The organism is Streptomyces sp. NPDC005805, assembly GCF_040630445.1.
GTDB lineage: Bacteria > Actinomycetota > Actinomycetes > Streptomycetales > Streptomycetaceae > Streptomyces.
This window is the reverse complement of record NZ_JBEXXN010000019.1, coordinates 78,748-90,961: the sequence shown is the minus strand read 5'-3', so window position 1 is coordinate 90,961 and position 12,214 is coordinate 78,748. Positions and strand designations below refer to the sequence as shown.

Annotated in this window: 15 protein-coding genes; 8 read left to right on the top strand and 7 right to left on the bottom strand. The window is 74.8% G+C overall.

What is annotated here, in order from left to right:
- Nucleotides 1–71 precede the first annotated feature (71 nt).
- On the bottom strand, nucleotides 72–1,742 hold the full coding sequence (locus tag ABZ457_RS13660) for a bifunctional 3'-5' exonuclease/DNA polymerase (protein WP_359157337.1): 1,671 nt from the start codon (nucleotides 1,740–1,742) through the stop codon (nucleotides 72–74).
- Between the two features lie 170 nt (nucleotides 1,743–1,912).
- Here ABZ457_RS13660 and ABZ457_RS13655 point away from each other — a divergent pair, with 170 nt between their 5' ends.
- The 3 genes from ABZ457_RS13655 (at nucleotide 1,913) to ABZ457_RS13645 (ending at nucleotide 5,990) form a co-directional block, all read left to right on the top strand.
- Entirely contained in the window at nucleotides 1,913–2,620 is a 708-nt protein-coding gene (locus tag ABZ457_RS13655; protein ID WP_359157335.1) for a lipoprotein, read from the top strand.
- A gap of 377 nt (nucleotides 2,621–2,997) precedes the next feature.
- The gene (locus tag ABZ457_RS13650) at nucleotides 2,998–4,791 is read left to right on the top strand and encodes a SpoIIE family protein phosphatase (RefSeq protein ID WP_359157333.1); all 1,794 of its coding nucleotides are present in this window, start codon (nucleotides 2,998–3,000) and stop codon (nucleotides 4,789–4,791) included.
- Between the two features lie 53 nt (nucleotides 4,792–4,844).
- Entirely contained in the window at nucleotides 4,845–5,990 is a 1,146-nt protein-coding gene (locus ABZ457_RS13645; protein ID WP_359157331.1) for a DUF2786 domain-containing protein, read from the top strand.
- A gap of 29 nt (nucleotides 5,991–6,019) precedes the next feature.
- On the opposite strand, the gene ABZ457_RS13640 is transcribed toward ABZ457_RS13645, so the two are convergent.
- From ABZ457_RS13640 to rpmB, 5 genes are all read right to left on the bottom strand, one after another.
- Complete coding sequence (locus ABZ457_RS13640; RefSeq protein ID WP_359157329.1) at nucleotides 6,020–7,486, bottom strand: DUF4157 domain-containing protein; 1,467 nt, start codon at nucleotides 7,484–7,486, stop codon at nucleotides 6,020–6,022.
- A gap of 109 nt (nucleotides 7,487–7,595) precedes the next feature.
- Nucleotides 7,596–8,033 (bottom strand): VOC family protein, encoded by a 438-nt coding sequence (locus ABZ457_RS13635; protein WP_359157327.1) that lies wholly within the window; start codon nucleotides 8,031–8,033, stop codon nucleotides 7,596–7,598.
- Nucleotides 8,034–8,208: 175 nt separating this feature from the next.
- A complete protein-coding gene (locus ABZ457_RS13630; protein ID WP_359157324.1) occupies nucleotides 8,209–8,697 on the bottom strand; it encodes a hypothetical protein in 489 nt (162 codons plus the stop codon).
- A gap of 38 nt (nucleotides 8,698–8,735) precedes the next feature.
- Nucleotides 8,736–9,041, bottom strand: coding sequence for a 30S ribosomal protein S14 (rpsN, locus tag ABZ457_RS13625; RefSeq protein ID WP_359157322.1), 306 nt, complete (start codon nucleotides 9,039–9,041; stop codon nucleotides 8,736–8,738).
- Nucleotides 9,041–9,277 (bottom strand): 50S ribosomal protein L28, encoded by a 237-nt coding sequence (rpmB, locus tag ABZ457_RS13620; RefSeq protein WP_359157320.1) that lies wholly within the window; start codon nucleotides 9,275–9,277, stop codon nucleotides 9,041–9,043. Before rpmB ends, rpsN begins: the two co-directional genes overlap by 1 nt.
- 63 nt (nucleotides 9,278–9,340) lie before the next feature.
- Here rpmB and rpmG point away from each other — a divergent pair, with 63 nt between their 5' ends.
- The 5 genes from rpmG to ABZ457_RS13595 all read left to right on the top strand — a co-directional run bounded on the left by rpmG (nucleotide 9,341) and on the right by ABZ457_RS13595 (nucleotide 11,567).
- Nucleotides 9,341–9,505 (top strand): 50S ribosomal protein L33, encoded by a 165-nt coding sequence (gene rpmG, locus ABZ457_RS13615; RefSeq protein ID WP_018850441.1) that lies wholly within the window; start codon nucleotides 9,341–9,343, stop codon nucleotides 9,503–9,505.
- Between the two features lie 3 nt (nucleotides 9,506–9,508).
- Nucleotides 9,509–9,763 (top strand): type B 50S ribosomal protein L31, encoded by a 255-nt coding sequence (locus tag ABZ457_RS13610; RefSeq protein WP_359157318.1) that lies wholly within the window; start codon nucleotides 9,509–9,511, stop codon nucleotides 9,761–9,763.
- Entirely contained in the window at nucleotides 9,760–10,926 is a 1,167-nt protein-coding gene (locus ABZ457_RS13605; protein WP_359157316.1) for a GTP-binding protein, read from the top strand. The genes ABZ457_RS13610 and ABZ457_RS13605 overlap by 4 nt, the downstream gene beginning before the upstream one ends.
- A 1-nt stretch (nucleotide 10,927) precedes the next feature.
- Nucleotides 10,928–11,173, top strand: coding sequence for a 30S ribosomal protein S18 (gene rpsR / locus ABZ457_RS13600; protein ID WP_359157314.1), 246 nt, complete (start codon nucleotides 10,928–10,930; stop codon nucleotides 11,171–11,173).
- A gap of 157 nt (nucleotides 11,174–11,330) precedes the next feature.
- Nucleotides 11,331–11,567, top strand: a complete 237-nt coding sequence (locus ABZ457_RS13595) for a DUF397 domain-containing protein (protein ID WP_018850445.1) — start codon at nucleotides 11,331–11,333, stop codon at nucleotides 11,565–11,567.
- Between the two features lie 30 nt (nucleotides 11,568–11,597).
- On the opposite strand, the gene ABZ457_RS13590 is transcribed toward ABZ457_RS13595, so the two are convergent.
- Complete coding sequence (locus tag ABZ457_RS13590) at nucleotides 11,598–12,116, bottom strand: ATP-binding protein (RefSeq protein WP_359157311.1); 519 nt, start codon at nucleotides 12,114–12,116, stop codon at nucleotides 11,598–11,600.
- Nucleotides 12,117–12,214: the final 98 nt, after the last annotated feature.

The following is a 12,214-nucleotide window of genomic DNA, read 5'->3' as shown; positions in this document are numbered from 1 at the left end:
GCGCGCCCCGCGTCCCCCGGCCCGCCGCACCCCGGCTCCGGACCCGCCCGGCAACCGGCGCGCCCGCGCGCCTACTTCGCGTCCCCGTAGCACTCCACCACCGCGATGGTGAACGGAAAGCGGACCGGGGTCTCCCCGAAGGTGAGGCGGCCCGCGAGCGCCCCCGCCTCCCGGATCGCGTGCGCGACCGCCTCCGCCTCCTCGGCCGGGCAGTGCACCACCACCTCGTCGTGCTGGAAGAACACCAGCTCGGCGCGCATCGAGGCGGTCGCCCGCCGCAGGGCCGCCAGCATCAGCAGCGCCCAGTCCGCCGCACTGCCCTGCACCACGAAGTTCCGGGTGAAGCGCCCCCAGGCACGCGCGTCCGCGCCCCCGGAGCGGCCCGGTCCGGTGTCGTCCACCAGGTCCTGGGGGATGCCCGCCTCCCCGGACTCCTCCGCGCCCGGCGCGCGCGGGCTGGTCCGCCCGAGCCAGGTGCGCACCAGCCGCCCCTCCTCGCCCGCCTTCGCCGCCTCGTCCACATACGCGACGGCGAGCGGGAAACGGCGGCGCAGCGCGGCCAGGTTCTTCAGCCCGTCGCCCGAGGTCTGCCCGTAGACCGCGCCCAGCAGGGCGATCTTGGCGTGCTCCCGGTCGCCGGAGAACGCCCGGTCGGAGAGGGCCGTGTAGAGGTCGCCCTCGTGGCCGGCGACCTCCATCAGGCCCGGGTCGCGGGAGATCGCGGCCAGCACCCGGGGCTCCATCTGGTCCGCGTCGGCGACCACCAGCCGCCAGCCCTCGTCCGCGACCACCGCCCGCCGGATCACCTTGGGGATCTGGAGCGCGCCGCCGCCGTTCGTCGTCCAGCGGCCGGAGACCGTGCCGCCCGGGACGTACTCCGGCCGGAAGCGTCCGTCGCGCACCCAGTCCTGGAGCCAGCCCCAGCCGTGCGCCGTCCAGATCCGGTACAGCTTCTTGTAGGCGATCAGCGGCTCCACCGCCGGGTGGTCGATGCCCTCCAGCTCCCAGCGGCGGGTGGAGCGCACCGAGATCCCGGCGCGGGTGAACGCCCGGACCACGTCCGCCGGGAGATCGGGCCGGACCCGGTGGCCGAACGCCCGCGACACCTGCTCGGCCAGCTCCGCGAGGCGGCGCGGCTCGCCCCCGCCCGCGTACCGCTCGCCGAGGAGTTCGTGCAGGACGGCCCGGTGCACATCCGCCCGCCAGGGCATCCCGGAGCGGTTCATCTCGGCGGCGACCAGCGTCCCCGCCGACTCGGCCGCTGTGAGCAGGCGCATCCGCCCGGGGTGGGCCGTCGCCCCGTGCCGGCGCTGCTGCTCGGCGTAGACCTCCAGCAGCGCTTCCAGGGGGACGTCCGCCCGCTGGGGCTCGAAGAGGGAGGACTGCGCCCCGGGGACGGCGGCGCGGGCCGGCGGGTCGGGCGGCACCGGCGCGTTCCGCAGCCGGGCGTGCGCGGCGGCGGCCGACCGGGGCTCGCCGAGCCGCCCCTCGTGGCCGAGGAGGAGCAGTTCGGCGTCCTCGATGTCGTAGCAGCGCTCGACGCGGACCCCGGCGGCGAGCAGCCGGGGGTAGACCTCGGCGGTCGAGCGCCACACCCAGCGGTCCACCTCGGGGCGGGAGCGCACGGCCGCGACGAGGTCCGGCTCGGTGCGCACCGGCCCGGCGGGCAGCTGGTCGGGACCGAGGGGAACGAGCCGCGCCCCGTCCCCGTCGGCCGCGCTCAGAGCCCAGCGTTCACCCACGGTCCGAGTCTGTCACCGGGGTCGGACAACGGCCTCGGACACCACTGGAGCGGCGCCCGGCGCGAGCCCCTTCCACCCGCGTCCGCGCTCGTCACGGCCGTCCGTAGGATCGGTCCTTCCACGCGGTCGTGCGGGGCACGACCGGTTTCGCACAGGGTGGGGATCCTTCGATGAGAGCAGGAACGCGCGCGCGTGCGCGAGCGGTGGCGGCGGTGCTGGTGCTGGGGGCGCTGGGCGGCTGCGCCACGAACCCGGACGCCTCACCGGCCAAGCCGACCGGGACCGCCCCCGAGCAGGCCGCCGGTACCGAAGAAGGCAAGGACAACGGCAAGGACAACCAGGACGCCGAGGCCGGCGGCCGGCCCCTCGCGGCGAAGGGCGACCCCGTCGGCCCCAAGGGCTCCGCCTGCCCGATGCCCGTCACCTTCGACGCCGCCGAGGGCTGGCAGCCCAAGCCCCTCTACACGGCCGAGTCCGATCCGAACGGCGACTTCGCCGAGCTCTACCAGCGCGGTCCGGTCACCCTCCTCTGCGAGATCGACGCCAAGCCCGCGGGTCATGTCGGGTTCCTGCGGGTGTGGGCGAGCGGCAAGGCCGGCGAGGAGCCCCGCGCCGTGCTGAGGGCGTTCCTGGAGTCGGGCGGTGAGGGGATCGAGGACGAGAAGTGGTCCACGTTCAGGACCGGCTCGCTCACCGGGGTCGAGGTGGCGTACACCGGCTACAGCGAGCTGCTGGAGGAGTCCAAGAAGCAGCGCGCCTTCGCCGTGCCGGTGCCGAGCGGTGTCGCGGTCGTCGACCTCGGCGGCATGGACGACGAGGAGCACGAAGCGATGCTCCCCGCCTACGAGTTGGCCCGGCAGACCCTGCGCACGGGCTGAGCCCCGCGACCCGCCGGGCGACCCGCCGGCCGAGTACCGGGCGACCCGCCGGGCCGAGTACCAGGCGATGCGCCGGGCCGGGCACCGGGCCCCGCACCGGCTGACGCACCGACACCTCCCGTCGCAGCGCCACCTCCCGCCCCGACGGGCCCTGCCGTCGCGCCGGACCCGGCCCCGGCGCCCTCCCGGCGCCCCCGTGCCGGGAGGTGATCGCGGTTGCTCGGCGCAGACGCCTGCCGCACGGCGCCCCCGCGCCGTACGCTCTGATCCAGACGGTCCCGACCGGTGCGGACACACCGTCCGGCGGGCGTGCCCGCCACCGCGGGGGCAGACTTGGGGACCGAGGCACGCGCGAGCGGTGACTGGGAGGCCGTACGGTGAACGGGGGCAGTCGCAGACGACGCCTGACGAGTCGGCTGTCGGCGGGCGGCGCGGCGGCACAGTCCCCCGGCGCCCGAGGTCTGCGCTACCGGCGCGGCCGGGGCCGGCTCCCCTCCGACCAGTCCACCACCCGCTCCCGGCTCGCCTGGCTGAACTCCGCGAGCACCCGCATCGGCACCACCCTCGACCTGGAGCGGACCGCCCAGGAACTCGCCGAGTTCACCGTCCCCCGGTTCGCGGACGCGGCGGCCGTCGACGTCCTGGAGGGCGTCCTGCGCGGCGAGGAGGGAGCCCGCTGGACGGGGGACGGCATCCCCGCGAGCCGGGCCATGGCGGTCTGCGCCATCGACGAGCTGGCCTCCCTGGAACCGACACCGGTCGGCGTGACCGTCCTCCGCTCCGAGCGCTCCCACGAGACCCTGCTGCACCGCTACTGCCTGCGGCAGGGCAAGCCGGTCCTGGTCGGCCGCATGGGCGAGGAGGACTTCCTGCGCGTCGCCCCCACCGCCAGCGCCGCCGAGAAGATGCGCCGCACCGGGGTGCACAGCTACCTCGCGGTGCCGCTGATCGCCCGCGGGGTGCTCCTCGGCACCGCCGACTTCGTCCGGGCCGGCGGCAGCCGCCCCTTCTCCACCACCGACCTCGCCCTCGCCGAGCAGCTCGCCTCCCGGGCCGCCGTGTTCATGGACAACGCGCGGCTGTACGGGCGCGAGCGCGAGCACGTGGTCTCCCTCCAGCGCAGCCTGCTGCCCCGCGTCACCCCCCTCACCCCGGGGCTGACCCTGCACACCGAGTACGCGCCGGCCACCGCGGCCCGGGGCGTCGGCGGCGACTGGTACGACGTGATGGCCCTGCCCGGCGGGCGGACCGCGCTGATGGTCGGCGACGTGATGGGCCACGGGCTCCCGGCGGCCGTCACCATGGGGCGGCTGCGCGCGGTGGGCCGCACCCTGATGACCCTGGACACGGCCCCCGAACGCGTCCTCGCCCGGCTCGACCTCGCCACCCGCGACCTGGAGGACGAGCAGGTCGCCACCTGTCTCTGCGCGGTCCACGACCCGGCCGACGGGAGCGTCACCTTCGCCAGCGCCGGGCATCTGCCGCCCCTCCTGCTCGACGGGCTCGGCGGCGCCGAGTACCTGGACGTGCCCACGGGGGCGCCGCTGGGCGCGGGCGTCATCCCGTACGACCCGCTGCGGGTGTCCGTGGCGGAGGGCAGCCGGCTGGTCCTCTTCACGGACGGACTGGTGAAGAACCGCACCGACGACGTCGATGTGCAGCTGGCGCGGCTGCGGACCAAGGCGCTGGCGGCCGGCCCGGGAGCGCAGGCCGCGGCCGGTCTGCTGGCCGAGGCGCCGAACGCGGCCCGGATCGACGAGGTCGTCCTCCTCGTCGCCGAGCGCACCGCCGAGGCTGCGGACGACCTGCGGGTGTGGCGCCTCCCCCGGGAGGGCAACGTGGCCTCCGCCGCCCGCAGACTGGTCAGCGGGCAGCTCGCGGAGTGGGGCCTCGCGGACCTGGTGGACGTCAGCGAACTCGTGGTCAGCGAACTGGTCGGCAACGCGCAGCGCTACGGCAACGGGCCGGGCGAGCTGCGCATGCTGCGCGGCGAACGCCTCACCATCGAGGTCTCCGACACCGGACCCGACCTGCCGCAGATCCAGCACGCGGACGTCAGCGACGAGGGCGGCCGAGGTCTCCAACTGATCAACATGCTCTGCCGGCGCTGGGGATCGTGCCGCACGGTCACCGGCAAGGTGGTGTGGGCGGAGCAGAACATCGCCCCCTGACCGCCCGGTCACCTGCCGAACACGGCGCGCCGCCGCGTGACACCATCGCGGGTGTGAGCACCCGGAACACGGTCGAGACGGCACTGGCGGCCGCGCTGTACGCACAGGGCGACGACTCCCTCGACACGGCCGCCTCCCTGCTGGCCGCGGACCGGGCCGCCGACGCCGAACTGCGCCGCCGGGGCGAGGAACTGCTGCGCCGGGCCTGGGAGCGCGGCTGGCAGCCGGCCGACGTCCACCGCCTGGTCCGCCGCGAGCTGGCCGAACCGCACGAGCGGCTGTTCGCCTCGCTGGTCACCGGGGAGTCCGCGCACTACGGGGCCCGGCTCGCGCCGCGCTGGCGGGCGCAGCTCGCCGCCCTGGAAGGCGCCGAGCCGGTGCGCGCGGACCGGTTCACGCACGCGACCACCGTGCTGGAGCTGTACCGGCTGCTGGTGCGGCTGCCGCGGATCGAACCGGTCGCCCCGCCGCCGGGCGCGCCCCTGGCCGCCGCCGTCCCGTCCCCGCACGAGCCCCGGACGCTGGGCCGGGTCCGCGCCCTGCTCGCCAAGGCGGAGGCGACGGGCTTTCCGGAGGAGGCGGAGGCGCTGACGGCCAAGGCGCAGGAGCTGATGGCCCGCCACCGCATCGACGAGGCGGTCCTCGCGCACGGCGCCCCGGCCGCCGACGCCCCGTCCGCCTGCCGTATCGGCGTGGACGCGCCCTACGAGACCGCGAAGGCGGTCCTCCTGGACGCCGTCGCCTCGGCGAACCGCTGCCGGGCGGTGTGGAACGGCGCGTTCGGCTTCTCCACGGTGGTCGGGTACGAGAGCGACCTCGACGCGGTCGAGCTGCTGTACACCTCCCTGCTGGTGCAGGGCACCACGGCGATGACGGCCGCGGAGTCCGCCCAGCGGGCCGGCGGACGCAAGCGGACCAAGACCTTCCGGCAGTCCTTCTGGACGGCGTACGCGGCCCGCCTCGGTGAGCATCTGAGCGCGGTGGCCGAGGAGTTGGTCACCCGGGACCTGCTGCCCGTGCTGGCCGGCCGGGACCTCGCGGTCGCCGACCGGGCGGAGCGGATGTTCCCCGAGACGACCACCACCCGGGTGCGCGGGGCCACGGACGAGGCCGGCTGGCGGGACGGCACCTCGGCGGCGGACCGGGCCCACCCGCGCCCGCCCCGCCGGCCCCTCCCGGGGGAGGGCCGGGACCGCTGACACCGGGCCCGGACCGCGGCACCGGGCGGTCAGGTGAGCGGGATCTGCTTGTCGCTCGGGTCGGCGGACTGCCGGTCCGGGTGCACGGCGACCAGCCGGCTGCCCTGGGCGAAGGCGCTGTCCCGGCCGTAGAAGTGGTAGCCGGACTCGATGAGCTGGAGGATCTCGTGCCCCAGCATCGCCTGCGGCCCGCCGTCCTCCGGCGTCTTGGTGGAGTCCCAGAGGGCGCTGTCCCCCAACTGCTGGATCTGCGGCCAGAAGTTGGCGGCGGTGAGCTGCCCGCCGGTGAGCATGCCCTCGATCTGCGGCCCCAGAGCGGTGACGACCTTGAAGACCGCGCGCTGCGCGATACCGCCGTCCATGAAGGCGTAGTTGACGGGGACGGACCACTTGGTGGTGTTCAGCCGGCGGCCCATCCGGGCGTCCAGGGAGAGTTCACCGGGCACCTGCGCCTTGTTCTTCTGGTGCTCGGCCCACAGGCCGGTGTCGGTGGTGCGGCCGAGGATCAGCTTGTACTTGGCGATGGCGGCCGCCGTCTCGGTGCTCGCCACCGTCTGCGAGGCGGTGGTGGTCAGGTCGGCGCGGATGGTGCTCTCCAGCGCCGCCAGCAGTGCCGTCCTGTCGCGGTTCCCGGGGTCGCCGACCTGCCCCTCGATCACCTCGTAGGCGTCGTTGCGTTCGGCGTTCTTCATCACCCACATGTAGTCGTTCCGGTTCGTCTGCCACTGGGCGTAGTCGGCGATGTAGGTGTCGATGCTGGGCTCCGCCTGGGCGACCAGCCGCGCCACCTCGTCGTTGATCTTGCCCGGGTGGTGCATCCGCTGCACCTCCCCGGTGCCCGCCGAGGGGCCTCCGCCGCCCGGGGCGGACCCTTCCGGGGCAGTGGCCTTCGCGGGCCCGCTCAGCACCCGCCGGGCGGTGGCCTCCGCCTCCCGCTCGAAGCGGTCCGAGGGGTCGCTGACACGCAGCCCGTCGCCCCGGTCGGTGCCGGCCACCGGACCCGAGCGCTGCTGGAGGACATGGGTCAGCTCATGGGCGAGGGTGTGCCGGTCGATACCGGCGGGGCCGGCGACGATATGGCTGCCGGAGGTGTAGGCCGCGGCACCGAGCTGGGCCGCCGAGGCCCGCGCGGCGGCGTCGGTGTGCACCCGGACGTCGGAGAAGTCGGCGCCGAAGCGCGCCTCCATGTCGGTGCGGCTGCGCTCGTCCAGCGGCCGGCCGCCGCCGCGCAGGACGGCGTGCACGGTGGAGCGCTGCACGGGCTGCTGGTCCTCGGCATGGCCGCAGCCGGGGCCGTGCCGGTGCGCGTCCCGCTCCGCCGTCGCCCCGGCCCGGCGCACCATCTGCGCCACGGCCGCGTTCCCGGCGGAGCGCTGGAGTGCGAGCAGCGCCTCGGCCGGCGCCGCCCCCGCCCGTGACCCGGACGCGCGGGCCGCCGTCGGGGCCGCCGCGGTCTGACGCCCCTTCGCGGCCCGGCTGTTGGCGTGGTCGTACAAGGCGGTTCCTCCCGGCGCCGGTGTGCGTGCCTTCCCGGTGTAACCGGGCGGCCCGGCCTCCGGCCATGTACGCGGGGGCAGTTCGGGGTCCCTCCGCGTTGCCCCCGGCTCAGGCCCGGTCCGCCGGACCGGCCGCCACACAGAACTCGTTGCCCTCCGGGTCGGCCATCACCACATGGTGGCCGTCGAAGGTCTCCAGCACCCGCCCGCCCGCGCCCACGAGCCGGTCCGCCTCGGCCGTGATCCGGGCCCAGCGTTCCCCGGGGGTGCCGTGCCCGGGCACCCGGACGTCGATGTGCAGCCGGTTCTTCGCCGTCTTCGGCTCCGGCACCTCCAGGATCGACAGCCGGGGCCCGACGCCGGCCGGGTCGCAGAGCCACTCCCCGCCGCCGTCGTCCTCGGACAGGTCGAACTGGGCGAGCCACTCCTCGCGGGTGGCGTACGGCGGGGGCGGGGGCTCGTCCACATAACCCAGCGCGGTCTTCCAGAAGGCGGCCAGGCGCGGGGCGTCGGCGCAGTCCAGGGTGAGATCGAATCGGACGCTCATCCCCCGGACGCTACCGCCGCCCACCGACAACGCCCGCCGGGCCGCGCCCACCGACACGGCCCCGGCAGCGCGCGCCCACCGTCAGCGCCCCCGGCCGCGCACCCGCCCCGTGAACGCCACCGGGCCGCGACCCCCCGAGGGGAACGCGGCCCGGCGGTGCGGAGACCGTGCGCCGTCAGGGCGCCGGCACCTCCGTGGGCAGACCGGTCGGCAGGCCCTCCGGGAGCTTGCCGCCCTCGCTCTTCTTCAGGGTGTCCTTCTTGCCGCTCTCCCAGGAGACGACCAGGCTTCCGCCGTCGCCGGACGCGAAGGAGCCCATCGTGCGGTCGGTGTTCCCGTCCGCGCAGGTGAGCGCGAGCATCGGCTCGCCGCCCATCTCCTTGACCTCGCCCGTGCAGGCGTGTCCGTCGGCGAGCAGGGCGGCCTTGCCCTGGGTGACCGAGAGCACGACCGGCTTGGCGTCGGTCATACCGGCCCAGGTGCCCTCGACGTCGGCCGGCTTCGCGGCCTCGTCGCCGCCCGCGCCCGACTCCCCGCCGCCGGCGGTGGGCGAGGCGGTGGGCGTGGCGTCGCCGCCCTTGTCGTCGCCGCTTCCGCAGCCGGTCAGCGCGAGTACGGCGGCGATGCCCACCGCCGCGGCCGAGGTGCGTACGAGCTTGCGCATGGAGCTGTCCCCCTGATCGGTGTCACGACCGCGCCAAGCTACCAGGAGGACTTGCGCACCCCGGGCAGGAATCCGGCGTGCGCCTGCTCGCGCACCCGGACCCGGGACAGCCCGAACTTCCGCAGATGGCCCCGGGGCCGGCCGTCCACACCGTCCCGGTTGCGCACCCGGGTGGCGCTGGCGTCCCGCGGCTGACGTCGCAGTTCCGCCTGGGCGGCGGCCCGTTCGGCGTCCGTGCTCGACGGGCGGCGGACGGTCTCCTTCAACTCCGCCCGGCGCTCCGCGTAGCGCTCGACCACGGCCTTGCGGTGCTCATTGCGCGCGATCTTGCTCCGCTTCGCCATCAGACCTTCACCCCCCGGGCGCGGATGCGGAGGACGGCGGCCTCGATGCCGATGGTGTCGACGGTCTTCACCGCGCGGGCGCTGAGGGTGAGGCGGACATGGCGTCCCTCGCTGGGCAGCCAGTACCGCTTGCGCTGGATGTTGGGGTCGAAGCGGCGGGGGGTGCGCCGGTGGGAGTGGGAGATCCGGTTGCCGAAGCCGGGCTTCGTGCCGGTCAGCATGCAGTGGGCGGACACGGGTGATGCACCTCTCGTGGAGCTAGCTTGGTAATGGAAATCATTTCCATCTACTCTACCCTCATGCCTCGCAACGAACTCCGCCCGGTGGTGAAACTCCGCTCCACGGCGGGCACCGGCTACACCTACGTCACCCGCAAGAACCGGCGGAACGACCCCGACCGCCTCACCCTGCGCAAGTACGACCCCGTCGTCGGGCGCCATGTCGACTTCCGAGAGGAGCGCTGAGCCATGCGGCCCATCCACCCGCCCTACGAGCCCGTCGTCTTCCGGGACAAGGCCGGCGGCTTCGCCTTCCTCACCCGCTCCACGGCGACCGGCGACCGGACCGTCGAATGGGAGGACGGCAACACCTACCCGGTGATCGACGTCGAGATCTCCTCGGCGAGCCACCCCTTCTACACGGGCCAGACGCGTGTCCTGGACACCGCCGGCCGGGTCGAGCGCTTCGAGCGCCGCTACGGCGGCCGGGGAGGCCGGACATGACGCCCGCCACGCCCCCCGCCGGCCCCGCCCTCCCCGTGGTGATCGTCGCCGGGCTGCACAGCGACGCCCGGCGCGCGGCCGTCGACGCCCTGCTCTCCGCGGTGCCCGGCTGCCTCGCCCTCCACCACGACCTGTCCACCGCCGCCGAGCGTGGCACCGTCCTGCGCACGGTCCGCGACGCCCGCGGGGTGCGCGGCACCGGGGAGACCCCGCTCGTCAACGACTGCGCCTGCTGCGCCCTGCGCGAGGACCTGGTGCCCGAACTCCTGCGGCTCGCCGAGGAGGGCGCCACCCGCCTCGCGGTCGTCGAGCTGTGGGACTCCGTCGAGCCCAAGGCCATGGCGGAGGTCGTCGCCGCGCACGGCGGCGGCCGCCTGGCGATCACCTCGGTGATGTGCGCGGTCGACCCCGCCCTCCTGCTGCCGTACCTCGGCAACGGCGACGACCTCGCCGAGGCCGGGCTCGCGGCCGCCGCGACCGACCAGCGCACCGTCGCCGACACCTGGGCGCGCCAGCTGGAGTACGCGCCCGTCCTCGCCGTCGTGGACAGCGAGGAGGCGGACGAGACCGACCGGGCGCTGCTGGCCCAACTGCACCCGACCGCCCGGCAGATCCCCGTCGGCTCGGCCGAGCTGGTCGCCGCCGCCCTGGCCGGCTTCGACGTGGAGGCCGCCGCCGCGGCCCAGCACCCGGCCTGTGCGCTGCTGCCGCAGGAGGCCGACGCCTGCGGGGTGTCGACCCTCGTCTGGCACAGCGTCCGGCCCTTCCACCCCGGCCGCCTCTACGCGGCCTTGGAGGACCTGACCTGCGCCGCCGCTCGCAGCCGCGGCCGGTTCTGGCTGGCCGACCACCCCGACACCCTGCTCGCCTGGGACGCCGCCGGGGGAGCCCTGTGCGTGGAGAGCGCCGGCCCCTGGCTCGCCTCCCTCCCCGACGCCGCCTGGGAGCTGGTGCCGCCCGTGCGCCGGGCCGCGGCCGCGCTGGACTGGCACCCGGAGCACGGCGACCGCTGCCAGCACCTCGTCTTCACCTCACCCGGCCTCGACCGGGACGGACTGGCCCACCTGCTCTCGTCCTGCCTGCTGACCGATGCCGAGTACGCCGCCGGCCGCGAAAGCTGGAAGCGGCTCCCGCCCGCCTTCGACTCCCTTCTGGAGGTCTGAGTTGTCCCCCCGACGCACCGCCGCCCGCAAGCCCGCCGCGCCCAAGCCCAACCCCCTGGACCGCGCCGGCATCACCTACATCGACTACAAGGACACCGATCTGCTGCGGAAGTTCATCTCCGACCGGGGCAAGATCCGCAGCCGCCGGGTGACCCGGGTGACCGCGCGGCAGCAGCGGCTGCTCGCCCGCGCGATCAAGAACGCGCGCGAGACGGCCCTGTTGCCGTACGGCCCGCCGGGGCGCTGAACGGGAGGCTCCGGGCCGTCCCGCAAGCCGTCCTGTAACCGGGAGAACACCGCGCGTGCACGTGCATCCGCCGGTGCATGTGCTCATGCGTCGGCACATGAACACAGCTATGATCCGGGATGGTTGACACCTGCAACTTGTACCCCGGGAGCGACCTGTGCACCACGTGTACAACGGCATGACGGCCACGGAGCTTCAGGGGGTCGTCTGGCAGAAGAGCAGACACAGCAACTCCCAGGGTTCCTGTGTCGAATTCGCCAAACTGCCCGGCGGCGATGTGGCCATGCGCAATTCGCGGCACCCCGAGGGGCCCGCACTCGTGTATACGCCGGCGGAGATAGAAGCGTTGCTTCTCGGCGTCAAGGACGGCGAATTCGACCACCTGGTGGCCTGAACAGAGCCCTTCCGGGGCCGGGCTTCCGGCTCAGCCGAGCCGGAAGAGGGCCCAGACGACCTTCCCCCGCAGCGACCCGGCCAGCGGATGCCAGCCCCAGCCGTCGCTGAAGGAGTCCACGAGCAGCAGCCCCCGGCCGGACTCGGCCGAGTAGTCCTCCTCGGACTCCCGTGCCGTGGGGCCGTCACGGCTCGGATCGCGCACCGCGCAGACCAGCCGGCCCGTCCAGTGCATCAGATGCAGTCGCACCGGACACTCCGGAGCCCCCGCGTACGGGTCGGCCGCGGTCTCGGCCTGGGACGGGGACTCGGGCGCCAGGGCGTGCCGCAGGGCGTTCGTCACGAGTTCGCAGACGACCAGGGCGACATCGTCGAAGCGGTGACCGAGGTCCCACTGGCCGAGCGTGGTCCGGGTGAACTGCCGCGCGCCGCGCACCGCTTCATGGCGGGCGGGCAGTGCGCAGGAGACGGATCCGGAGACGGCCGAGGGGTCGATCGGCGGAAGGCCCTGCCTTAACGGCGCGAGCATGGTCGATCCATTGGTCCCCATGCGAGGCACTCCCGGGAATCGCGGCTGTGACGCTACAACACGAACGAGCACGCAGGTGCGCGGGGCCCATCGTTCCCAAAGCGCCACGCAGATGCAAG

Coding starts and splice junctions, on each gene's coding strand:
- ABZ457_RS13655 (WP_359157335.1), top strand. CDS start 1,913: ATGAGAGCAGGAACGCGCGCGCGTGCGCGAGCGGTGGCGGCGGTGCTG.
- ABZ457_RS13635 (WP_359157327.1), bottom strand. CDS start 8,033: ATGAGCGTCCGATTCGATCTCACCCTGGACTGCGCCGACGCCCCGCGC.
- ABZ457_RS13630 (WP_359157324.1), bottom strand. CDS start 8,697: ATGCGCAAGCTCGTACGCACCTCGGCCGCGGCGGTGGGCATCGCCGCC.
- rpsN (WP_359157322.1), bottom strand. CDS start 9,041: ATGGCGAAGCGGAGCAAGATCGCGCGCAATGAGCACCGCAAGGCCGTG.
- rpmG (WP_018850441.1), top strand. CDS start 9,341: ATGCCTCGCAACGAACTCCGCCCGGTGGTGAAACTCCGCTCCACGGCG.
- ABZ457_RS13610 (WP_359157318.1), top strand. CDS start 9,509: ATGCGGCCCATCCACCCGCCCTACGAGCCCGTCGTCTTCCGGGACAAG.
- ABZ457_RS13605 (WP_359157316.1), top strand. CDS start 9,760: ATGACGCCCGCCACGCCCCCCGCCGGCCCCGCCCTCCCCGTGGTGATC.
- ABZ457_RS13590 (WP_359157311.1), bottom strand. CDS start 12,116: ATGGGGACCAATGGATCGACCATGCTCGCGCCGTTAAGGCAGGGCCTT.